The sequence below is a fragment of the Arthrobacter sp. UYEF3 genome (assembly GCF_040546245.1).
In the GTDB taxonomy this organism is placed as follows: domain Bacteria; phylum Actinomycetota; class Actinomycetes; order Actinomycetales; family Micrococcaceae; genus Arthrobacter.
This window is the reverse complement of sequence record NZ_JBEPNK010000005.1, coordinates 39,915-60,185: the sequence shown is the minus strand read 5'-3', so window position 1 is coordinate 60,185 and position 20,271 is coordinate 39,915. Positions and strand designations below refer to the sequence as shown.

Here is a 20,271-nt window from a genome sequence, read left to right as displayed (position 1 = left end):
TCGGCGAGCGGCTTCGGTCGGCAACCGGCGGCACGGACAGCATCAGCCCACTTAGTAAAGGACTCAGACCACCCGATGAACGCGACCTGCGAGCCCCGCTCTCCCCGGGCCGTCCGGATCAGCTCCTCCCCGGCGGAGCTCGCCGGGCTCGGGACGCTGTTGAAGTGCGTCCAGGCCGGCGTCGGAGATGTCCCGGCACTGCTGGCCCTCGCCAAGGACGTGGGCGACACCGCGCCGAGACCGGGCGCCGGCCGGACCGCTCTCCTCTGGGAAATCCTTGCCTCGGTCACCGCCGTCGACGTTGCCGCCGGTCGGATCCTGGAACCACACCTCGATGCCGCCGCGATCCTCGCGCAGGCAGGCGGTGCGGCGGCCGCGGATTTCGCCTCCGACAGGGTCTCCGACAGGGTCCCCGACAGCGTCCCCTTCGAGGGCGCGTGGGGAGTCTTCGCCGCCGAAGCGCCCGGGCTGACCCTCGAAGCCGGCGATGCGGCCGGCCGCACAGTCCTGAACGGCTCCAAGCCGTGGTGCTCCATCGCCGCGCAACTCGACCATGCTGTCCTGACCGCACGTCTGGCGGGCGGAGGCCGCGCCGCTTTCGCCGTGAATCTGCACGCGGCCGGGGTCAGCTTCGCGGACCCCAAATGGACCAGCCTGGGGTTGCGCGAAGTTCCCAGCGGCACCGTGCACTTCGAGGCCGTCCCGGCCATCCCGCTCGGCGGTGCCGGCTGGTACTACCAGCGTCCCGGCTTCGCCTGGGGCGGCATCGGGGTCGCAGCCTGCTGGCTCGGCGGCGCCGTCGCTGTGGCCCGCAGCTACCAGGGCGCACTGCAGAAGGCAGCCGACGGCGGCCGCGAACCGGACCAGTTGGCCTTGGCGCACCTCGGCGAAATCGACCGCACGCTGGCCGCCCTCATCCAGTACTTCGCCCGGACCGCGGCCCGGATCGACGCCGGGGAGCTCTCCGGACCCGGCGCGTGGAGCGAGGCGCTGCGCGTCCGCGGCGGCGCGGCCGCCGCCGTCGAACGCATCCAGACGCTGGTCAGCCAGAACCTCGGGCCCGGTCCGCTGGCCTTCGACCCGCGCTACGCCAAGCGTATGGCCGACCTCTCGCTCTACATCAGGCAGCATCACGGCATGCGCGACGATGCCCAACTCGGCGCCCTGACGTTCAAAGGGGGCCACCCATGGTGAGCTTCACGCACCACGATGCCGGAACCAGCGAAAGCGACTGGGCACGCAGCGGAGTCGCCGCACTCCCGGAGTTGCCCCTCGACGCCGGAGAGCTGGCCTGCACGGCGTTCATCGTCCTCGCCGCCCACCCGGACGACGAATCGCTGGGCGCCGGCGGCCTGATCTCCCGGCTGCACGGCGTCGGCGCCGAGGTGCGGGTGCTGCTGTGCACCGCCGGGGAGGCCTCGCACCCCTACTCGCCCACAGCTACCCCGGAACAACTGGCCGCACTGCGGCTGCGGGAGTTCGCCGAAGCGCTTGAGCGGCTGGTCCCCGGCTCCCCCTGGCGGTACCTCGGACTGCCGGACGGGAACCTCGCCGACCACCGGGAGTCGGTCCTGGCGGCGATCAGCGCGGCTGCGGCCGCCATCGGCGGGCCCGCGGACCGTGTCGTCCTGGTTGCGCCCTACCGGAACGACGGCCACACCGACCATGACGCCCTGGGCTCCGCAGCCGCCGAGGCGGCGGGGGCGTCCGGATTCGGGCTGCTGGAGTACCCGGTCTGGTACTGGCTCTGGGCCGGCCCGGAGGACCCGGCCTGGCAGTCGTGGCTTCGGGTCCCGCTGAGCCCGGCCGAGGAGCAGGCCAAGGCGCAGGCCATGGCTGCCCACACCTCGCAGGTGCAGGCACTGTCCGGCCAGCCGGGGGACGAAGTGCTGCTTCCAGCCGCCTTCCTGGAACATTTTTCCCGCCCTTGGGAGACCTTCGCCTGGCAGCAGCCCGCCGGTGGTGCCGGCTCCGGGGCCGGCTACGGAGCGGCGGACGCGGAGGGGCTCTTCGACACGGTCCACGCCCGGAACGAGGACCCCTGGCAGTACACCACCAGCTGGTACGAACACCGCAAGCGCGCACTGACGCTCGCGGCGCTGCCCGGCCGGAGCTACACCGCCGGCCTGGAAATCGGCTGCTCGATCGGCACCCTCAGCGTCGAGCTCGCTAAACGTTGCGGGAACTTCCTGGCCGTTGACGCGAGCAGCGCAGCGCTGGTGCACGCCGCCCGGCGGCTGGAACATTTGCCAGCCGCCCAGACCCGCCACCTGACGGTCCCGCGGGACTGGCCGGAGGGTTCGTTTGACCTGATCGTGGTGTCGGAGGTGGGCTACTACCTCTCGCCGGAGGAACTGGCGGCCCTGTTCGAACGGGTCGAAGCCACGCTGCTGCCCGGCGGCACCCTGGTCCTCTGCCACTGGCGCCACCCGATCGACGGCTGGGCACTGGACGGCGACACGATACATGCCGCCGCCCGCCGGCAGCTTCGCTGGCCCGACGTCGGCCTCTACCGGGAGCGCGACTTCGTGCTGGAAATCCTCCGCGCCCCGGAGGTGCTCCCGTGACCAGTGCCGAAGCTGCAGCCCGGCCGCGCCGTCGCCCCGGCATCGACGCCGTCGCCGTCGTCATGCCGGCCCACAACGAGGAGCAGCACCTCGAGCGGGCCTTGCGGGCGGTGCAGCGCGCGGCCGACGGGCTGCAGCTGCAGCGCCCCGGCGTCGCCGTCCGGGTGGTGGTGGTCCTGGACAGCTGCACCGACCGCTCCGCCGCGATCACCGCCGGCTACGCCGACGCCGACCCGCGCATCAGCGCGCTCGAAGTCCGGCTCCGCAGCGCCGGAGCGAGCCGGGCGGCAGGCATCCGCGCCGGGGTGCTGTCGCAGCCCCGGCGCGCCCCCGGCCAGCGCGCCACGCCTGCGCCGTGGCCGGGACGGACCTGGCTGGCCAACACCGACGCCGATTCGCAGGTCCCCGCGCACTGGCTGGTCAGGCAACTGGAGTTCGCCGAAGCCGGAGCCGACGCCGTGCTGGGTTCGGTGGAACCGGACCCGGTCGGGATGGATCCGGAGTTGCTGCGCCGCTGGCTGGACCGCCACCCCTTCGAGGAAAACCACCCGCATGTCTACGGTGCCAACTTCGGCGTCCGCGCCTCGGCCTACCTCGCCGCGGGAGGCTTCTCCAAACTGGAATCACATGAGGACCGCACCCTGGTCCAGAGCCTGCGAGGCCTCGCCTTCACCGTCCTCGCCACGGACAGCATGAGGGTGCTGACCTCCGGCCGGACCCATGCACGGGCGCCCCAGGGCTTCGGGGCATACCTGCGGGCCCTGGGGCGGCAGCGGCCGCCCGCGGCCGCAGGAAACTGAAGCCCCTTAGCGCGGTCCAAACCGGGACCACCCGGAGCTGAGGGCCCGCAACGCGTTCTGCGTCGTCCCAAGTAGCTCGCAGCAGGGGCCGTTTTGAGCGCTCAAAACGGCCCCTGCTGCCGGTCAGTTGGGCGCCGGGACCTCAGGGGGCCACGCGGATGACGGCGGCCCCGGTGATGCGGTCCGCGGCGAGATCCCGCAGTGCCCGGTCCGCGGCGTCGAAGGGGTAGGCTACGGTGGTCGGCCGGAGCGGAATCTCAGCTGCGAGCCGGAAGAACTCCTCGCCGTCGGCCCGGGTGTTGGCTGTGACGCTGCGCAGCTGGCGCTCCTGGAAAAGCTCGGCGGCATAGTTCAACGGCGGGATGTCGCTGAGATGGATGCCCGCGACGGCGAGGGTCCCGCCGCGGTCGAGCGCACGCAGGGCCGGCGGCACCAGGCCGCCCGCGGGCGCGAACAGAATGGCTGCGTCGAGCGGAGCCGGCGGCTCGTCAGCGGCCCCGCCGGCATAGGTGGCGCCGAGCTCCAGGGCGAGGCGCCGGGCTTCCGGCGACCGCGTCATGACGTAGACGCGGGCCCCCTGGTATAGCGCCAACTGGGCGGCGAGGTGCGCGGAGGCACCGAAGCCGTAGATGCCCAGCCGCCCGCCGATCGGCAGCTCGGCGCGAAGCAGGGCGCGGTAGCCGATGATGCCGGCGCACAACAGCGGGGCCGCTTCCTGATCGTGGAAGGTCTCCGGTATCCGGTAGGCGAAGGCCTCGGCGACGGTAATCAGCTCGGCGTAGCCGCCATCGCGGTCCCAGCCGGTGAAGGTTGGGGACAGGCACAGGTTTTCCTGCCCGCGCAGGCAGAACCGGCAGGATCCGCAGGTGCCCCCGAGCCAGGCCACACCGACCCGCTCGCCGCGCCTGAACCTGACCGCGCCCGGGCCACTGTCGATGACTTCGCCGATGACCTCGTGGCCGGGAACGACGCCGGGGCGGCGCGGCGCGAGTTCCCCTTCGGCGAGGTGCAGGTCCGTGCGGCACACCCCGCAGACCTTCACTCGCACGAGGACTTCGCGGGGGCCCGGGAACGGATCCGGGCGTTCGCCGGATACCAGCGGGCCGCCCGCTATTGGCCCCTGCCGCGCAACCCACCAGGCCCGCACGGGGCTTTCCTTTCCTGGAATCCTCGTCCCCAATTTGAAGCTCCGGGAAGCCGCCAGGCGCATGGACCGCCGACGTCGGCGCTGGAACCTCCGGTGCACCCGGAACCGCCGGGAGACTCAGGGCCTGCTGCGGGTGCCGGCATGGATCCTCCCGGGTAGGCGGACGATCGCACCCCCCATCGGTACGTCCCCCCAGTACAGCCCGTGCCGGCGTAGTGCGGCTAGGGGCTTTGGTCCCCCGAGCCGCCGCGGCGGTTGTCCTGGCCGCGGTGCTCCTCCCGCAGCTCCCGTCCGCGGCGGATGTCTTCTTCCTCCTTGGCCTGCAGCTTGTCGCTCTGCTTCGTGTCACGCGGGGGCAGCTGGATGGTTTCCTCGGCCTTGATACCGGCCTGGAGTTGGCGTCCCCGCTCGGTTTCGGCGTCGAACTCGGCGCCGAACAGCAGTGACATGTTCAGGATCCACAGCCACAGCAACGCGATGATGACGCCGCCGATCGCACCGTAGGTCTTGTTGTAACTGCTGGAGTTGGCCACATAGAACCCGAAGGCTAGCGAGGCCAGCAGGAACACCAGCAGGGCAATGGCCGAGCCCATGCTCAGCCAACGGAATTTCGGCTGTTTGACGTTGGGCGTGGCGTAGTAGAGTACGGCAATCGCCACGATGACGAGCACCAGCATCACCGGCCATTTGGCGATGTTCCAGATGACCAGGAACGCGTCGCCCAGGCCAATAATGTTGCCGACGGACTGCGCAACGGGTCCGCTGAGGACGAGCATCGCGGCCAGCACGACAACGATCAGTAGATTGATGATGGTAACGCCGAGCATAGTGCCGCGCAGTTTGATGAATGGCCGGCCCTCGTCAACTTCGTACACCCGGTTCATCGCCCGGCCGAAGGCCCCGACGTAGCCGGAGGCGGACCAAAGGGCGGTCAGGAGGCCGAGGATAAACGTGAAGCCCGCTGCCGAGGAGGTGGTCAGCTCTTCGAGGACCGGCCGGATCGTTTTCACGGTGTCGCCCGGGGCGAAGCCCTGGACGATGTCGAGCAGGGCGGTGGTGGTCTTTTGGGCGTCCCCGAAGATGCCGAGCAGGGAGACCAGCGCCAGCATGGCCGGGAAAATCGAAAGCACCGAATAGTACGTCAAGGAAGCTGCCAGATCGGGGCACTGGTCCTTTGTGAACTCGCGCAGGGTCTTCTTGGCGATGTACTTCCAGGAGGGTTTGGTGACATCGGTGGGGGCATCCGGCTTGCGCGGATCGTCCGGGGCGGGCGCTGTCCGGGCTTTGGCGGTGCTGCTCTCGGTGGTCTCGGCGTCGTCCATGGAGCCAGTTTCCGCCTTGGTGAGGTTCTTGGCCATCGGAATCTTCTTTCGTGGTTAAGCACAGCGGCCGGCTGCCCAGCGCATCAGCGAGGGCAACCGGCCGTCTCCCGGGTCGGGCTAGGCCTGCTGGACGTTGTCTTTGGCGTCGGCCGCGCGGTCCTTCACGTCGGCGACCGCCATCTGGCCTTCGCCTTTGACGTTCTGGGCGGCATCGGTGGCCGTGGCCTTGACGTTTTCCATGGCTGCCTGGGCGGGTTCCTTGAGTCCTTCGGCCACGTGTTGCGCGGCTTGGGTCAACTCCGTGGTGAGCGGCTCGGCGGCCGTCTTCAGAGCATCCGCCGCCTCGCGTTCCTTCTGGCTCGCCGGGATCAGCGAGGACACCAGCAGGCCGGCGCCGAAAGCGATGAGCCCTGCGGCGAGCGGATTGCCCTGGGTCTTGGTCTTGGCAAGGTGCGGTGCGTCGGCGACTGCGGAGCCGGCGTCGTTCAGGTGCGAGCCGGCGCTGCCGCTGGCGGAATGCATGTTCCCGGCGGTGTGGTCGGCTGCTCCCATGACTTTCTCCTTTACTCCGAAGACCGCGTCTCTGACTTTGTCAGTCTGGCGCTGGACGATGTGCGACGGCGTGACCTTGTCGGCCACGGCGTCGACGTTGGTTCCGAGCCGGGCGCGGGTTGCTTCAATGTCGGCACGGATGGCATCCGGGTTTTCACTCATTGTGTTTTCCTCGCTTTAGTGGCTGGGCTTGAGGGTAGGGGGGATTTCCTGAAGCGTCTCGGCGGTCTGGGGCAGGCCCTTGATCGCCTTGAGTTCCTTGCGGCCCATCGACGCCAGGACGGCGCCGATGATGCCCCAGATGATCGCGACGACGACGCCTGACCATCCCAGGCCTATTAGCGTTCCCAGCCCCCACCAAAGGGCGAGGGAGAGGAACATCAGGACGAAGTGGCCCGCGACGCCGGCGCCGGCAAGCATGCCGCCGCCTTTGCCTGCCCGGCTGGTGGTCTGCTTCAGTTCGGCCTTGGCGAGTTCCACTTCCTGACGCATCAGGGTGGACATGTCCCGCGTAACGTCGCCGAGCAGGTCACCCAGTGAGGTGGTTTCCGCCTTCATGTGGGCCTCCGTGGGAGGCATGGGCGCGCCCATAGGCATCTCGCTGCTCATCGACGGCCTCCGTCGAACGGATCCTCACGGTCGGGAGCGACGGCCGGATCGATGCGGTACGGGTCAGCCGCCAACGGGTCAGCCGCCCACTCGTCGGCCCGGGTTCCGGAGCCCTCAAGCGGGTTCGGCGGGTAGGTTTCAGCGAAGCCGGCCGTCGTCGTCTGCGGGTAGGTGACAGGCGGCGGGGGAACGGCGACGCCGGTATCAGGCACCCGGGTGACCGGGGCGCTGTACTGTGCGGCCGTGCCGGTGGATGCCGTGCCACTTGATGCGGTGCCACTTGATGCCGTGCCGGTGGATGCCGTGTCCGGGGCGCCGGCGCTGAGGCTACGGCTGAGGCGCCCGGCCAGGATACCCGCGCCTGCGGCGGCCAGCAGGAACGTGCCCGGACGCTGACGGGCGAAGGACTTCACCTCGCTGAGCAGCGAACCTGGGTCCCGGTTCTCCAGCCACGTGGCAACCGACTTGGAGCGCTCGGCGGCCTGGCGGATCAGATCGGTGGCAACGCCGGGCTGGTCGGAGGCATCTGCCATCGTGTGGAGTTCGCTGGAGATGGAGTGCAGGCCCTGGGCGGCCTTCTGCTGCTGGGTGGCGGCCTGCGCGGTGAGGTCCGTCCGCGCCTGGTCGAGGAGGTCCTTGGCATTGCTCTTAACCTCACCGGCGACATTCGCCGCTTCGGCCTTTGCCGTCTGGGCGACGTTCTGGGCCGAGTCCGCGGCCTGCCGGGTCACTTCGCCGGCCTCGTCCTTCGCGGCGTCGGTCTTCGAAGCCGCCCCGGCGGACGTCTCGATGGAAGCGGTCGGGAACGTCGAGCTCGGCCGCAGTTCAAACTCGCCTTCAGTCACCCCGGGGGTGCCGTAGGAGCTGTCCTGGGGCCATTGGTTCTCTGTCATCGTCGCTCTCTTTCCTTGTAGATCTCTCGGGTAGACCTGGCGTCGGGCCGCAAGCCGCGACGCCGAACTCGAATAGTAAGCATGATTACTAATGAATAGTAAGCACGCTGTGTAATTGATTACAAGCAGATCCTGAAAATCTCCGGGCCGGTATCCAGCTAGGGTTGAACCATGGGCGAAGCGGTGGGCGGCTGATGGCGAAGCGGGGCAGGGCTGCCGGTCGAAACGCCGGAACCTCGACGCCGGGAGTGGTGGAAGTACCGAAGGGCAGCCGCCCGGACGGTCCCGTGGCTGGCGTTTACTACATCGACACGGGTGACTGCGAGCTGATCCCGGACCAGGACAATTCAAGCGGCTGGCTGCTGCGGATCAACGGCGTCATGAGTTCCCACATCGACCTTGCGGACCCGCTTTTCCTCGACTTCGAGTACATGCGCTGGATCGCCGCGCTGGTGGAGTCACGCTGGCCGCCGGCAGAACAGCCGAAGCTGCGCGCCCTGCACCTCGGTGGGGGAGCATGCTCACTGGCGCGCTACTTCCATGCCGCCTACCCGGATGCCCGCCAGGTGGTGGTGGAGCTGGATGGCAAACTCGCCGGCTACGTCCGGGGCTGGTTCGACCTGCCCAAGGCGCCGCTGCTGCGCCTCCGCGTGGGCGAGGCCCGGGAAGTGACGGAGAGCCTCACCCCGCAGACAAGGGACCTCATCATCCGTGACGTGTTCGCGGGAGCCGTTACCCCGCGGCCGCTGACCACCATGGAGTTCACGCAGCAGGCCAAACGTGTCCTGGCCCCCGGCGGGATCTACCTGGTGAATTCCGGCGACGCCCCCGCCCTGGGCAACGCCCGGGAGGACGCTGCCACCATAGCGGCGGCCTTCGAGCACACGGTGATCATTGCGGACCCGGCCATGCTCAAGGGCCGGCGCTACGGCAACATGATCATCGCCGGCAGCGACCTGCCGTTCGACGACGACCCCGGCCTCGCGCGGCGCCTGCTGGGCGGCGCGGTGCCGGCCCATATCTGGGACGACGCCAGGGTGCGGGCCTTCGCCGCCGGCGCCGCCGCCCGCCACGACCCGGCGTCGGACAAGGCGTCGGCCGCGGCGGAGGCCCCGGAGGCCGGGCGCCAGAGGTCGTCCGCTGCTCCGTAACGGCCCTTCTGCGGCCCCAAAACGGCGCTTACGGAGCAGCCGATCCGTTCCTTCCCCGTCCAAGGAGCGCCTCGCGGTGTGCGGCCGTCTGTTGGCGCAGGGCGCGGGCGACGGCGGCCACGGCGGGCCTGCGCAGCGAATCGGGCCGCAGGACAATCCAGTAGGGGAGCAGTTCCGCGAACAGGTCCGGCAGCAGCCTGACCAGATCCGGGTGCAGGTCCGCGGCAAAGCAGGGCAGGAAGCCGATTCCGGCCCCGGCCCGCGTCGCCTCCACGTGGACAAAGACGTTGGTGGAGCTCAGCCCGTCCCGCATGGTCGGGACCAACCGGCGCGGGGCGTCGAGGTCGTCCACCTGGAGCATCGAGTCCACAAAGTAGACCAGCGGATGCTCCTTAAGTTCGTCCACCGATGCCGGCGTCCCGTACTCGGCCAGGTAGTTCCGTGAGGCGTACATGCCCAGCATGTATTCGCCGAGCCGGGCGGCCTCGGCCCGGTGCACCTGCGGCTCACCGACCACCACCTCGATGTCCAGCCCGGAGCGCTGCTGGAGCGCCCGGCGGGTCACCGTGATGATCTCCACGCTGAGCCCTGGATGGCGGCGGCGTAGTCTGGCCACCGCGGGGGCCGCGATGTAGGCGCTGAAACCGTCCGTGGCCGTCATGCGCACGACGCCGGTGACCGGATCAGGCGCCTTTCCCGGCTGTTCAAGTGAGCGCACGGCACCTTCCACCTGCTCGGCGACGGCGACCGCCGCGGCGCCTAGTTCGGTCAGTTCCCAGCCGCCGGAGGCCCGGGACAGCAAGCGGCCGCCGAGGGCCTTCTCCAGGGCCGCGATCCGGCGCGAAACCGTGGTGTGGTTCAGGCCCAGGACTTGGGCCGCCGTCGTAAACCTGGCCGAGCGGGAGACCGCCAGCAGCACCAGCAGGTCGTCCGGATTTGCATTCATATCTGCAATTCTGCACATAGCTCGTGCCGGTTTGGTTATTGAACCGCGGGGAGTGTGCGGAGATACTCAATAAAGCCCATTGTTAGTGCCGCGTATCACACGCGGATCGGGCGGGCGCGGGTCCTGTTGGCTCTGGCTGCGTCAGCCTACCGCTGAGCCGCTTGAATCCCAGGGCCGCGAATCTCTGAACTGGAAGGCTTGGGAATGGAAAATACGCTCAACGGCCGCAAGGCACTGGTCACCGGCGGCGCCGGCGGGATCGGCGCGGCCTGCGTCCGGGCGCTCGCCGCCAGGGGCGCAAAGGTGGTGGTTGCCGACGTCGACGAAGCCGCCGCCGCCGCCCTCGCTGACGAGGTTGGGGGGACCACCTGGGCGGTGAACCTGCTCGACGTCGAAGCCCTGCAGACGCTCAGCCTGGATTGCGACATCCTGGTCAACAATGCCGGGATCCAGCGGATCAGCCCGATCGAGGATTTCGATCCGGCCGATTTCCGCCGCATCATCACCCTCATGCTCGAGGCGCCGTTCCTGCTCATCCGGGCCGCGCTGCCGCACATGTATTCCGGCGGATTCGGCCGGATCATCAACCTTTCCTCGGTCCACGGGCTTCGGGCCTCGCCGTTCAAGAGTGCCTACGTCTCGGCCAAGCACGGCTTGGAAGGGCTGAGCAAGGTGACGGCGCTGGAGGGCGGTGCGCATGGGGTGACGTCCAACTGCGTCAACCCCGGGTATGTCCGAACACCGCTGGTGGAGTCGCAGATCGCGGACCAGGCCAAGGTGCACGGCATTCCAGAGGCCGAGGTGTTGGCCAAGATCATGCTCACCGAGTCGGCAGTGAAGCGTCTCGTCGAACCCGAGGAGGTAGCTTCGCTGGTGGCGTGGTTGGCATCGAACGACGCCGGCATGGTCACGGGCGCCAGCTACACCATGGACGGCGGCTGGTCCGCGCGGTAAGTGCCTGGACCTGACCGGCATCCCCTGACCCGCCGGGGCGTCACTGCCCGGGCGGGTCCGGATGCGGCCCGGCGTCGATCATCCAGTTCACCTCGGCGGCCCGGAAAGACGCCCTGCGGAACATCTCTGTGCCGGGCGAATTCGTGGTCAACCTCGCCGGATCCGCCGGTCTGAATGGCCGGGAAACTTCCGGCGTAGGGATGAACAGGAGTGGATGCGCCCTAGGGGATGGTTGTGGCGGAGCGCCGGATGTAGCCCTCCACCGCCGATTCGGGGATGCGGTAGGACTTGCCGAAGCGGACGGCGGCCAAGGCCTGGGATTTGACCAGCCGGTAGACGGTCATGTTGGACACCCGCATGATCGCCGCGACTTCGGCGATGGTCAGGTAGGTCGGTGGGTCTGCCGCGATCATGGAAATCGAGCTCCTTTATCAGGCCGGGACGGCCGGCGGATCAGTCGGGGTACCGCACGTGGCGGTGATCAAAGAAGACCAGGCTGCCCGCCGGCGTCCCGGGGATGCGCAGCCCGACATGCGGGGACCGGATGACCTGGACTCTCCCCTCCCGCCGGCCATTGAACGGGTCATCGCCCACGACCACCTGTCCAATCCGGAACGGGACGCGTTGCTCCCACAGCCGTTGAACGGCCTGGCCAAGCGCCCGGGCAACGCGGTCACGCGACTGCTGACCTGCTGGCTGTGCTGCGGGAATGCCCATTGGACTGCTCCTTGCCTGCGATCGAACCTCATTCGCGGGACCGGGACTTCCTGGATGGGTTCCCCAGCCATTAAGATCCCCGTTCCCCCGTCCCGACACTTTAGGAAAAAACCCCACCAGTCACACGAGTATCAAATACCTCATCTTCACCGGGGGACTACTCGGTTGACTGTAGGCGCCTGCCACAAGGGGCGCTCTGCTCTGTGTCTGCAATACCAGATACATCTCCGGCGTGGCGCTCCCCGCCGGCCCCTGTCGGGGCCATGATTAAGTACGGGATACCGGACACCGAATACCACCCCGGGTTAGAAGAGGAACGCATGACAGCCGCCGCTATTCCGCCCACGGGACACGCGGGAGCCCTTAGCTCCGCACCGGAGCCGGTTCCTGCCAAGCCGGCTTCCAAAGTGCCGGCAGCCGAGAACACCCTCCGGATCCTCAAACTGCTGGCCTCCAAGCGCGGACCGATGGCGGCGTCGAACATTGCCACCTCGCTGGGGCTGCCGCGTTCCAGCGTCTACCACCTCCTGGGGGTGATGGAGGCGAACGGCTTTGTGATGCACCTGCACGAGGAGCAACGCTATGGCCTGGGCATCAGCGCCTTCGAACTGAGTTCGGCGTATTCCCGGCAGGAACCTCTGTCCCGGCTAGGCCGGCCGCTGCTGGCCTCGCTGGTGGACGTGATCGGCGAGAGCGCGCATTTGGCCGTTCTGCACGGACGGGACGTGCTCTACATCGTGGAGGAGCGGGCCAAGAACCGCCCGTCGCTGGTGACCGACGTCGGGGTCCGGCTGCCCAGCCACCTCACCGCCAGCGGCCGCGCCATCCTCGCGGCGCTGCCCAAGTCACAAGTCCGGGCGCTGTACCCGAATGCCGCCGCGTTTTCCGCCCGGCATGAGATGGAAGGCGCCATCATGAAGTACTCCGCGCTGTCCTCGCACCTGGACCAGGTAAGGCAGCGCGGCTACGCCACCGAACACGGTGAAGTGACGCCCGGCTTCGGCTCGATCGCGGCTGCCGTGACGGACCATGCGGGCTGGCCGACGGCCGCCGTCGCCGTAACGTTCCTGGAGGACAAACTGCCCGCGGAGCGGTGGCCGGTCCTGGCTGAGCGGGTCAGGAAGGCCGCCGACGATCTCTCGGTCCGGATCCACGGGCGCCCGGCCCCCTGATCACGCCGCCAGACTAGCTCGCAGCAGGGGCCGTTTTGAGCCCCCAAAACGGCCCCTGCTGCCAGCCAGTTGGAGAGAACGCGAGGGTGTCTGGAATACCGGACCCCACCCGCGCGGAGGCCCTGTTTCAGAGGCTCCGGACAGGCTTTAGTTGATAGCGAACCCCATTCCCGGACCCAAGAACGCAAAGGAGCAACTCATGGCACCCGCCGATTTCACCACCGGTGCCCGCCCGGTCAAAGCAGCCCGCGGCACCGCGCTCACCGCGAAGAGCTGGCAGACCGAAGCGCCGCTGCGCATGCTGATGAACAACCTAGACCCCGAGGTCGCCGAACGCCCGGATGACCTGGTGGTCTACGGCGGCACCGGCCGCGCCGTCCGGTCCTGGGCTGCGTTCGACGCGATCACCCGCACCCTCGAAACCCTGGAAAAGGACGAGACCCTGCTGGTCCAGTCCGGCAAGCCGGTCGGCGTCTTCCGCACCAATGAATGGGCGCCTCGGGTGCTGCTGGCTAACTCCAACCTCGTCGGCGACTGGGCCACCTGGCCCGAATTCCGCCGGCTGGAGGCCGAAGGCCTGATGATGTACGGCCAGATGACCGCCGGGTCCTGGATCTACATCGGCACCCAGGGCATCCTGCAGGGCACCTTCGAGACCTTCGCCGCGATCGCCCGCAAACTCACCGGCGACGAGGACGGCACGCTCGCCGGCACCTTGACGCTGACCGGCGGCTGCGGCGGGATGGGCGGCGCCCAGCCGCTCGCCGTCACCCTGAACGACGGCGCCTGCCTGATCATCGACGTCAACGAAAGCCACCTCCGCCGCCGGGCCGGCAAGCGCTACCTCGACGAGGTCGAAACGGACCTCGACGCCGCGATCGCAAAGGTTCTTAAAGCCAAGGCGGAGCGCCGCGGCTGGTCGGTCGGGTATGTGGGCAACGCCGCCGAGGTGTTCCCCGAGATCCTGCGCCGCCACAACGCCGGCGAGCTCACCGTCGACATCGTCACGGACCAGACCTCCGCGCACGACCCGCTGAGCTACCTGCCGGAAGGCATCACGGTTGAGGAATGGCACCGCGAGGCCGCCGCCGATCCCGAAGGCTTCACCAAAAAGGCCCAGGCCTCGATGGCCAGGCACGTGGCGGCCATGGTCGAATTCCAGGACGCCGGCGCCGAGGTCTTCGACTACGGCAACTCCATCCGCGACGAGGCCCGCAAGGGCGGCTATACCCGGGCGTTCGAATTCCCCGGGTTCGTCCCGGCCTACATCCGGCCGCTGTTCTGCGAGGGCCTGGGCCCGTTCCGCTGGGTCGCGCTCTCCGGTGACCCCGAAGATATCGCGGTCACGGATGCGGCCATCAAAAACCTCTTCCCCGAGAACAAGCACCTACACCGCTGGATCGACGCCGCCGCCGAACGCGTCGAGTTCGAAGGCCTGCCGGCCCGCATCTGCTGGCTCGGCTACGGCGACCGCGCCAAGGCCGGCTTGCTCTTCAACGAGCTGGTCCGGGACGGGAGGGTCAAGGCGCCCATCGTGATCGGCCGCGACCACCTCGACTCCGGCTCCGTCGCCTCCCCGTACCGCGAAACCGAGGCCATGGCCGACGGCTCCGACGCGGTCGCTGACTGGCCGCTGCTCAACGCCCTGCTCAACACCGCCTCCGGCGCCACCTGGGTCTCCATCCACCACGGCGGCGGCGTCGGCATCGGCCGCTCCATCCACGCCGGCCAGGTCTCGGTCGCCGACGGCACCGACCTCGCCGCGCAGAAACTCGAACGCCTGCTGACCAATGACCCCGGCATGGGCATCATCCGCCACGTCGACGCCGGCTACGACCGCGCCGTCGAGGTCGCCCAGGAGCGCGGCGTCCGCATTCCGATGTTGCCCACGAGCACCTAACCTCGCAAGTCCCCACCCCGCATCGACTGCTCCGTGGCTGCCGTTTTGAGCCTCCAAAAGGGCACTTACGGAGCACTCGACGCCCCGTGGCCACCAATTTCTAGGTAGGAACACCATGACCATCACCACCCACGAAGCGCTCACCGTCACCCTCGGCTCCGGCGGCGTCACCCCCGAGGACGTCCTCGCCGTCGCCCGCCACGACGCGCACGTGACCATCGCCTCCGAAGCGCTCGACGCCGTCGCCAAGGTCCGCGCCCACATCGACGACCTGGCCCACAGCGAGGTCCCGGCCTACGGCATCTCCACCGGCTTCGGCGCCCTGGCCAACCGGCACATCCCCGCCGAGCTCCGCACCCAGTTGCAGAAGTCCCTGATCCGCAGCCACGCCGCCGGTATGGGCCCGGCCGTGGAACGCGAGGTGGTCCGCGGCATCATGTTCCTGCGCGCCAAGACCCTCGCCTCGGGCCGTACCGGCGTCCGCCCTGTCGTGCTGCAGACCATGGTGGACGTGCTTAACGCCGGCGTCACCCCGGTGGTCCGCGAGTTCGGCTCGCTCGGCTGCTCCGGCGACCTCGCGCCGCTGTCGCACTGCGCCCTGGTGCTGATGGGCGAAGGCGAAGCGGAGGGGCCCGACGGCGTCCGGTACGGCGGCCGCGGGGAACGCAGCGTCGCGGAACTCCTCGCCGCGCACGGGATCGAGCCGGTCACCCTGGCCGAAAAGGAAGGCCTGGCCCTGGTCAACGGCACCGAAGGCATGCTGGGCATGCTGCTGATGGCCATCGCAGACATCCGCCAGCTGCTCACGACGGCGGACATCACCGCCGCGCTCAGCGTCGAGGCGCTGCTCGGCACGGACCAGGTGTTCCTGCCCGAGCTGCATGCCGCGCTTCGGCCGCACCCGGGCCAGGCCGCTTCCGCGGACAACATGCTCCGGGTGCTGTCCGACTCGGCGATCGTGGCCTCGCACCGGATCAATGACACCAAGGTCCAGGACGCCTACTCGCTGCGTTGCGCGCCCCAGGTGGCCGGCGCCGTCCGCGACACCGTGGACCACGCCGCAATGGTCGCCTCCCGCGAACTGGCCGCCGCGATCGACAACCCGGTGGTCCTGCCGGACGGCCGGGTCAGCTCCAACGGCAACTTCCACGGCGCCCCGGTGGCCTACGTACTGGACTTCCTCGCGATCGCCGTCGCGGACCTGAGCTCCATCGCCGAGCGCCGCACCGACCGGATGCTGGACCCGGCCCGCTCACACGGGCTGCCCGCGTTCCTCGCCGCCGACCCCGGCGTCGATTCCGGTCTGATGATCGCGCAGTACACCCAGGCCGGGCTGGTCTCGGACAACAAGCGGCTGGCCGTCCCGGCGTCGGTGGACTCAATCCCGAGCTCGGCCATGCAGGAGGACCACGTCTCGATGGGCTGGCATGCGGCCCGCAAACTGCGCCGTGCGGTGGAGAACCTGCGCCGGGTCCTGGCCATCGAACTCGTGGCCGCGGCGCGGGCCCTGGACATCCGCACGCAGCTCTCCGGCGGCGGACTGACGCCGGGCCCGGCCGGCGCTGCGGTGATCGCGGTATTGCGCTCGGTGGTGGACGGGCCGGGAACCGACCGGTTCCTGTCCCCCGAACTGGAGGCCGCCGACCGTCTGGTTGCCACGGGCGAGGTCCGGGCCGCCGCAGAATCGGCCGTCGGGTCGCTGGCCTGACCAAGGCTGCGGGGCTACATACGGGGAGCCGAAATGCGAAGGGCCGGTGAGGGGAGTACCCCTCACCGGCCCTCGGCGTCTGCCGGCCGCGACGACTAGGCGGCCATGTCTTCGTGGGTCTCGCCGAACGGCACGGTTTCATCGAGCGCCACCGTATAGGCGCCGGGCTCGTGGCGGGTAACCCGGATCCCGCAGCGGCCTTCCTGGACGGCCGACGCGATCAGGGTGTTGACGGCGGTTTCGAGGCCGTGGTGGACTTCGTCGGCACTGGCAAACGAGAGCTTGATCGACTTAGCGTCAGAGGTCGCGGTCTGCATGGTGTGTGTGTTCATTAACTGGTCTTTCGTAGAATCCGGCCCGTTTGGCCGCCCTCTATTCTAGTCTTTCCGGCGCGCCTTCCCCGCCACTGGCCCATAGTATGCCAATGGCGGTATAACTTTTGAGGCGAGGGGGCGTCATTCTGCCGGGGGCGCCCGCCCCTTTTCCGAGGCGGCATCACAGCTGCGGCAGGAGGGAATGCGCATGTTCGAAGCTCCCAGTGTTGTCTTCACCGCGGCCGGAATCGCCGTGTTCATCGCTGCGGTGCTGCCCAAGCTGCTCCGCAACGTGCCGCTCTCGATGCCGATGGTGTTCCTGGGCGCAGGCATGCTGGCGTTCGCCCTGCTGCCCGGCCTGCCGGACCCGGACCCCCTGCAGCACGGGGAATTCGTCACCCACCTGACCGAAGTATGCGTCATCATCTCGCTGATGGGCGCCGGGTTGGCTCTGGACCGACCCCTCGGACTCCGGCGGTGGTCGACGACGTGGCGGATGCTGGGCCTGGCCATGCCGCTGTGCATCATCGGACTGACCCTGCTGGGACTGTGGTTCCTCGGGTTCGGGCTGGGGGCCGCGCTCCTCGTCGCGGCCGCACTGGCACCCACGGACCCGGTCCTGGCCTCCGAGGTGCAGGTGGGGGAGCCCGCCGACGCGGAAAGCGAAACCGGGCGGGAGGACGAGATCCGCTTCGGGCTGACCTCCGAGGCGGGCCTGAACGACGGCCTCGCGTTCCCTTTTGTCTACCTTGCGATCGCCATCAGTTTCGTGGGCGCCTCGCCGTCCGGCTGGTTGGCGCATTGGCTCGCCGTCGACGTGCTCTGGCGGATCGGCATCGGCGTACTGCTGGGCCTCGCGATGGGCAAGCTGCTGGGGCGGCTCTTCTTCACGGCCCGGCATGAGAGCGTCCGGCTGTCCAACCACTCCGAGGGCTTCGTGGCGCTGGCGGCGACCTTCCTGGCTTACGGCGTGACGCAGATGGTCGAAGGCTACGGGTTCGTCGCGGTCTTCGTCTGCGCCGTCACCATCCGGGCGGCGGAGCGCACCCACGGTTTCCACCGGGTGATGCACTCGTACGTGGAGCAGCTGGAGCGGCTCATGACGGTGGTCATCCTGGTGCTGCTGGGCGGGGCGATCGCGCGCGGCCTGCTGGCCGGGATCAGCTGGATCGAGGTGCTCGTGGCGCTGGCCTTCCTGCTGCTGGTGCGTCCGCTGGCGGGCTGGCTCGGGCTGGCCCGGGGCAAGACCGGCCCGCGCGAGCGGGGTGCCATCGCGTTCTTCGGAATCCGCGGGATCGGCTCGCTCTACTACCTCGCTTACGCCCTTGGCCACGGTAACTTCGGCGCCCAGGCGCACCAACTCTGGGCTTTCGTGGGACTCGCCGTGGCGATGTCCATCGTGCTGCACGGCGCGACGACGGCGCCGGTGATGAACCGGCTGGACCGCCTGCGCCAGCGCCGCGCGGTGGAGCGGCACGGCGACGAGGGGCAGGCGCCGGTCACGGCCATCTGAGGGCCGGGCAGGCGTGCAGCGGCCCTTGGATCGAATCGCTGTTGTTATAAAGCGGATGGAGCGTCGGGCTACTGGGCGTCGCACCCTCCGGTTATGCTGAGGGCACGAAGTCTTGGGGGTAACTTCCGGGACGTTTCTGCATCCTGCCAGCGTTGCTCGGCCAGGACCTTTCGTTTCAGGAGTTGTTCGAGCGTGTTCTTCAAGACTTTCGGTTGGTCGTTCGTGGTCACCCTCATCGCATTGGTGATCGCCTTCCTTTACGGGGGGCCCCAGGCACTGATCCTCTGTGTGATTCTCGGCATCCTGGAAATCAGCCTGAGCTTCGATAACGCCGTGGTCAACGCGCGGATCCTGGAACGGATGAACCCGTTCTGGCAGAAGATGTTCCTCAGCGTGGGCATCATCATCGCCGTCTTCGGCATGCGCATCCTGTTCCCCCTGCTCATCGTGGGGGTCACCGCCAACCTGAATCCCGTCGAAGCTGTCAGCCTGGCCATGGAAAAGGGCGACCCGCACACTCCGGGCAGCTACGGGTACCTGCTGCACGAAGCCCACCCGCAGATTGCGGCTTTCGGCGGCATGTTCTTGTTGATGCTGTTCCTGGACTTTATCCTGGCCGACCGTGACATCAAGTGGATCAAGTTCCTCGAGGTCCCGCTGGCCCGGCTGGGCAAACTTGAAGGCGCATCCCTGGTGATCGGCATGGCCGCTCTGGCCGTCGCCGGTGCTGTGTCCGGCGAGAAGCAGGGCATCGTCCTGCTCGCGGGTCTGTTCGGCTTGATCACGTACTTCCTCGTGAACGGCCTCGGGAATCTTTTCGACGTCGACGAAGACGGCGACATTGATGCCGCGGACGCGGACCTTGTGGTTCACTCGGGTCCCTCCGGTGCGGCTCAAGTGGCCGGCAAGGCCGCCCTGATGCTCTTCCTGTACCTGGAAGTGATAGACGCGTCGTTTTCCTTCGACGGCGTCATCGGCGCCTTCGCCATCACGTCCGACCCGATCATCATTGCCCTCGGGCTGGGTTTCATCGGCGCAATGTTCGTCCGCTCCCTGACCGTATTCCTGGTTCGGCAGGGCACGCTGGACGAGTTCGAATACCTGGACCACGGTGCCCACTGGGCCATCGGCGCCCTGGCCGCGATCCTGCTGGTCACGATCGTGGTTCCCGTCAACGAGGTCGTGACCGGCCTGATCGGCGTCGTTTTCATCGGAGCGGCATTTATCGGCTCGGTTCAACGCAATAAGAGGGCCCTTGCCGCTGAGCAGGCTCAATCCCTTGAGCCTGCGAACAGCTAAAGCCCCAGGCGCCACAGACAAAAACGAAAACAGTCACCACTAGGAAAGCGAGTATTCACATGGGTTTGAGTTTGCAAAAAGGCCAGTCGCTGTCACTGACCAAGCAGAATGGCGTTTCGATGACGAACGTCCGTCTCGGCCTCGGTTGGGACTCAGCGGTCCCCGCGAAAAAGGGATTCTTCGGCGGGACCAAGACAGTGGAGATCGACCTCGACGCGTCCGCTATTCTTTTTGACGCTCAGGGTCAGCACCTCGACACGGTCTTCTTCAACCAGCTCACCAGCAAGGACGGATCGATCCGACACACGGGCGACAACCTGACGGGCGAAGGCGACGGCGACGACGAAACCCTCATGGTCAACCTGCAGACTGTGTCGCCAGCGGTCCAGCACATCGTGTTCGTCATCACCAGCTATAGCCAGCAGACCTTCAACATGGTCCAGAACGCCTTCTGCCGTGTCCTCGATGACTCCGTGCCCGGCAGCCCGGAAGTCGCCCGCTACGACCTCACGGAATCGGGACCGTACACAGCGATGGTCATGTCCAAGCTGTCGCGGAACGGGAACGTCTGGAACTTCCAGGCCATCGGCACGCCGGCCAACGGACGCACGCCGGGTGAGGTCCGCGGCGCCGCGGCATCTGCCCTCTAGCCCGATTGGACCAGCGCTCCTAGGCGCTATTGAACGTACACACCAAACTGAAGGAGT

At 68.2% G+C, this 20,271-nt stretch carries 20 protein-coding genes; 11 read left to right on the top strand and 9 right to left on the bottom strand.

Annotation, left to right across the window (positions count from 1 at the left end):
* The first annotated feature begins 75 nt into the window (after positions 1-75).
* The 3 genes from ABIB14_RS05055 (at position 76) to ABIB14_RS05045 (ending at position 3,367) form a co-directional block, all read left to right on the top strand.
* Positions 76-1,194, top strand: a complete 1,119-nt coding sequence (locus ABIB14_RS05055) for an acyl-CoA dehydrogenase family protein (protein ID WP_354234537.1) — start codon at positions 76-78, stop codon at positions 1,192-1,194.
* A complete protein-coding gene (locus ABIB14_RS05050) occupies positions 1,188-2,567 on the top strand; it encodes a PIG-L family deacetylase (protein ID WP_354234535.1) in 1,380 nt (459 codons plus the stop codon). Before ABIB14_RS05055 ends, ABIB14_RS05050 begins: the two co-directional genes overlap by 7 nt.
* A 62-nt stretch (positions 2,568-2,629) precedes the next feature.
* Positions 2,630-3,367: a glycosyltransferase family 2 protein gene (locus ABIB14_RS05045; protein WP_502909617.1), complete on the top strand. Its 738-nt coding sequence runs from the start codon at positions 2,630-2,632 to the stop codon at positions 3,365-3,367.
* A 142-nt stretch (positions 3,368-3,509) separates the two neighbouring features.
* On the opposite strand, the gene ABIB14_RS05040 is transcribed toward ABIB14_RS05045, so the two are convergent.
* From ABIB14_RS05040 to ABIB14_RS05020, 5 genes are all read right to left on the bottom strand, one after another.
* Positions 3,510-4,514: a zinc-dependent alcohol dehydrogenase family protein gene (locus ABIB14_RS05040; protein ID WP_354234533.1), complete on the bottom strand. Its 1,005-nt coding sequence runs from the start codon at positions 4,512-4,514 to the stop codon at positions 3,510-3,512.
* Positions 4,515-4,735: 221 nt separating this feature from the next.
* Entirely contained in the window at positions 4,736-5,872 is a 1,137-nt protein-coding gene (locus ABIB14_RS05035; protein WP_354234531.1) for a YihY/virulence factor BrkB family protein, read from the bottom strand.
* Between the two features lie 81 nt (positions 5,873-5,953).
* Positions 5,954-6,550, bottom strand: a complete 597-nt coding sequence (locus ABIB14_RS05030; RefSeq protein WP_354234530.1) for a DUF3618 domain-containing protein — start codon at positions 6,548-6,550, stop codon at positions 5,954-5,956.
* 15 nt (positions 6,551-6,565) lie between these two features.
* On the bottom strand, positions 6,566-6,997 hold the full coding sequence (locus tag ABIB14_RS05025; RefSeq protein ID WP_354234528.1) for a phage holin family protein: 432 nt from the start codon (positions 6,995-6,997) through the stop codon (positions 6,566-6,568).
* Positions 6,994-7,890 (bottom strand): hypothetical protein, encoded by an 897-nt coding sequence (locus ABIB14_RS05020; RefSeq protein ID WP_354234526.1) that lies wholly within the window; start codon positions 7,888-7,890, stop codon positions 6,994-6,996. The genes ABIB14_RS05025 and ABIB14_RS05020 overlap by 4 nt, the downstream gene beginning before the upstream one ends.
* Before the next feature lie 194 nt (positions 7,891-8,084).
* Here ABIB14_RS05020 and ABIB14_RS05015 point away from each other — a divergent pair, with 194 nt between their 5' ends.
* A complete protein-coding gene (locus ABIB14_RS05015) occupies positions 8,085-9,041 on the top strand; it encodes a spermidine synthase (RefSeq protein ID WP_354234524.1) in 957 nt (318 codons plus the stop codon).
* Between the two features lie 28 nt (positions 9,042-9,069).
* On the opposite strand, the gene ABIB14_RS05010 is transcribed toward ABIB14_RS05015, so the two are convergent.
* Positions 9,070-9,987 carry a LysR family transcriptional regulator gene (locus ABIB14_RS05010; protein ID WP_354234519.1) on the bottom strand — a complete coding sequence of 306 codons (918 nt, stop codon included), beginning with the start codon at positions 9,985-9,987 and terminating at the stop codon, positions 9,070-9,072.
* Between the two features lie 204 nt (positions 9,988-10,191).
* On the opposite strand from ABIB14_RS05010, the gene ABIB14_RS05005 reads away from it, so the two are divergent.
* Positions 10,192-10,941 carry a 3-hydroxybutyrate dehydrogenase gene (locus ABIB14_RS05005; protein ID WP_354234517.1) on the top strand — a complete coding sequence of 250 codons (750 nt, stop codon included), beginning with the start codon at positions 10,192-10,194 and terminating at the stop codon, positions 10,939-10,941.
* 221 nt (positions 10,942-11,162) lie between these two features.
* Here ABIB14_RS05005 and ABIB14_RS05000 read toward each other — a convergent pair whose 3' ends face one another.
* Both ABIB14_RS05000 and ABIB14_RS04995 read right to left on the bottom strand, forming a co-directional pair.
* The gene (locus ABIB14_RS05000; protein ID WP_354234515.1) at positions 11,163-11,354 is read right to left on the bottom strand and encodes a helix-turn-helix domain-containing protein; all 192 of its coding nucleotides are present in this window, start codon (positions 11,352-11,354) and stop codon (positions 11,163-11,165) included.
* A gap of 40 nt (positions 11,355-11,394) precedes the next feature.
* A complete protein-coding gene (locus ABIB14_RS04995; protein WP_354234513.1) occupies positions 11,395-11,658 on the bottom strand; it encodes a hypothetical protein in 264 nt (87 codons plus the stop codon).
* Positions 11,659-11,978: 320 nt separating this feature from the next.
* On the opposite strand from ABIB14_RS04995, the gene ABIB14_RS04990 reads away from it, so the two are divergent.
* From ABIB14_RS04990 to hutH, 3 genes are all read left to right on the top strand, one after another.
* Positions 11,979-12,830 carry an IclR family transcriptional regulator gene (locus ABIB14_RS04990; RefSeq protein ID WP_354234511.1) on the top strand — a complete coding sequence of 284 codons (852 nt, stop codon included), beginning with the start codon at positions 11,979-11,981 and terminating at the stop codon, positions 12,828-12,830.
* 199 nt (positions 12,831-13,029) lie between these two features.
* Entirely contained in the window at positions 13,030-14,730 is a 1,701-nt protein-coding gene (gene hutU / locus ABIB14_RS04985) for a urocanate hydratase (RefSeq protein ID WP_354234509.1), read from the top strand.
* Positions 14,731-14,845: 115 nt separating this feature from the next.
* On the top strand, positions 14,846-16,438 hold the full coding sequence (gene hutH, locus ABIB14_RS04980; RefSeq protein ID WP_354234507.1) for a histidine ammonia-lyase: 1,593 nt from the start codon (positions 14,846-14,848) through the stop codon (positions 16,436-16,438).
* Between the two features lie 95 nt (positions 16,439-16,533).
* Here the strand turns inward: hutH and ABIB14_RS04975 are convergent, their stop codons facing one another.
* The gene (locus ABIB14_RS04975) at positions 16,534-16,770 is read right to left on the bottom strand and encodes a hypothetical protein (protein ID WP_354234505.1); all 237 of its coding nucleotides are present in this window, start codon (positions 16,768-16,770) and stop codon (positions 16,534-16,536) included.
* A gap of 190 nt (positions 16,771-16,960) precedes the next feature.
* On the opposite strand from ABIB14_RS04975, the gene ABIB14_RS04970 reads away from it, so the two are divergent.
* The 3 genes from ABIB14_RS04970 (at position 16,961) to ABIB14_RS04960 (ending at position 20,214) form a co-directional block, all read left to right on the top strand.
* The gene (locus tag ABIB14_RS04970) at positions 16,961-18,265 is read left to right on the top strand and encodes a cation:proton antiporter (protein ID WP_354234503.1); all 1,305 of its coding nucleotides are present in this window, start codon (positions 16,961-16,963) and stop codon (positions 18,263-18,265) included.
* Between the two features lie 192 nt (positions 18,266-18,457).
* The gene (locus ABIB14_RS04965; RefSeq protein ID WP_354234502.1) at positions 18,458-19,564 is read left to right on the top strand and encodes a DUF475 domain-containing protein; all 1,107 of its coding nucleotides are present in this window, start codon (positions 18,458-18,460) and stop codon (positions 19,562-19,564) included.
* A 59-nt stretch (positions 19,565-19,623) separates the two neighbouring features.
* Entirely contained in the window at positions 19,624-20,214 is a 591-nt protein-coding gene (locus ABIB14_RS04960) for a TerD family protein (RefSeq protein ID WP_354234501.1), read from the top strand.
* Positions 20,215-20,271: the final 57 nt, after the last annotated feature.

Bases quoted from the DNA above. Each gene is read 5' to 3' on its own strand.
- ABIB14_RS05055 (WP_354234537.1), top strand. From the start codon at position 76: ATGAACGCGACCTGCGAGCCCCGCTCTCCCCGGGCCGTCCGGATCAGC.
- ABIB14_RS05050 (WP_354234535.1), top strand. From the start codon at position 1,188: ATGGTGAGCTTCACGCACCACGATGCCGGAACCAGCGAAAGCGACTGG.
- ABIB14_RS05045 (WP_502909617.1), top strand. From the start codon at position 2,630: ATGCCGGCCCACAACGAGGAGCAGCACCTCGAGCGGGCCTTGCGGGCG.
- ABIB14_RS05035 (WP_354234531.1), bottom strand. From the start codon at position 5,872: ATGGCCAAGAACCTCACCAAGGCGGAAACTGGCTCCATGGACGACGCC.
- ABIB14_RS05030 (WP_354234530.1), bottom strand. From the start codon at position 6,550: ATGAGTGAAAACCCGGATGCCATCCGTGCCGACATTGAAGCAACCCGC.
- ABIB14_RS05025 (WP_354234528.1), bottom strand. From the start codon at position 6,997: ATGAGCAGCGAGATGCCTATGGGCGCGCCCATGCCTCCCACGGAGGCC.
- ABIB14_RS05020 (WP_354234526.1), bottom strand. From the start codon at position 7,890: ATGACAGAGAACCAATGGCCCCAGGACAGCTCCTACGGCACCCCCGGG.
- ABIB14_RS05015 (WP_354234524.1), top strand. From the start codon at position 8,085: ATGGCGAAGCGGGGCAGGGCTGCCGGTCGAAACGCCGGAACCTCGACG.
- ABIB14_RS05010 (WP_354234519.1), bottom strand. From the start codon at position 9,987: ATGAATGCAAATCCGGACGACCTGCTGGTGCTGCTGGCGGTCTCCCGC.
- ABIB14_RS05005 (WP_354234517.1), top strand. From the start codon at position 10,192: ATGGAAAATACGCTCAACGGCCGCAAGGCACTGGTCACCGGCGGCGCC.
- ABIB14_RS05000 (WP_354234515.1), bottom strand. From the start codon at position 11,354: ATGATCGCGGCAGACCCACCGACCTACCTGACCATCGCCGAAGTCGCG.
- ABIB14_RS04995 (WP_354234513.1), bottom strand. From the start codon at position 11,658: ATGGGCATTCCCGCAGCACAGCCAGCAGGTCAGCAGTCGCGTGACCGC.
- ABIB14_RS04990 (WP_354234511.1), top strand. From the start codon at position 11,979: ATGACAGCCGCCGCTATTCCGCCCACGGGACACGCGGGAGCCCTTAGC.
- hutU (WP_354234509.1), top strand. From the start codon at position 13,030: ATGGCACCCGCCGATTTCACCACCGGTGCCCGCCCGGTCAAAGCAGCC.
- hutH (WP_354234507.1), top strand. From the start codon at position 14,846: ATGACCATCACCACCCACGAAGCGCTCACCGTCACCCTCGGCTCCGGC.
- ABIB14_RS04975 (WP_354234505.1), bottom strand. From the start codon at position 16,770: ATGAACACACACACCATGCAGACCGCGACCTCTGACGCTAAGTCGATC.
- ABIB14_RS04970 (WP_354234503.1), top strand. From the start codon at position 16,961: ATGTTCGAAGCTCCCAGTGTTGTCTTCACCGCGGCCGGAATCGCCGTG.
- ABIB14_RS04960 (WP_354234501.1), top strand. From the start codon at position 19,624: ATGGGTTTGAGTTTGCAAAAAGGCCAGTCGCTGTCACTGACCAAGCAG.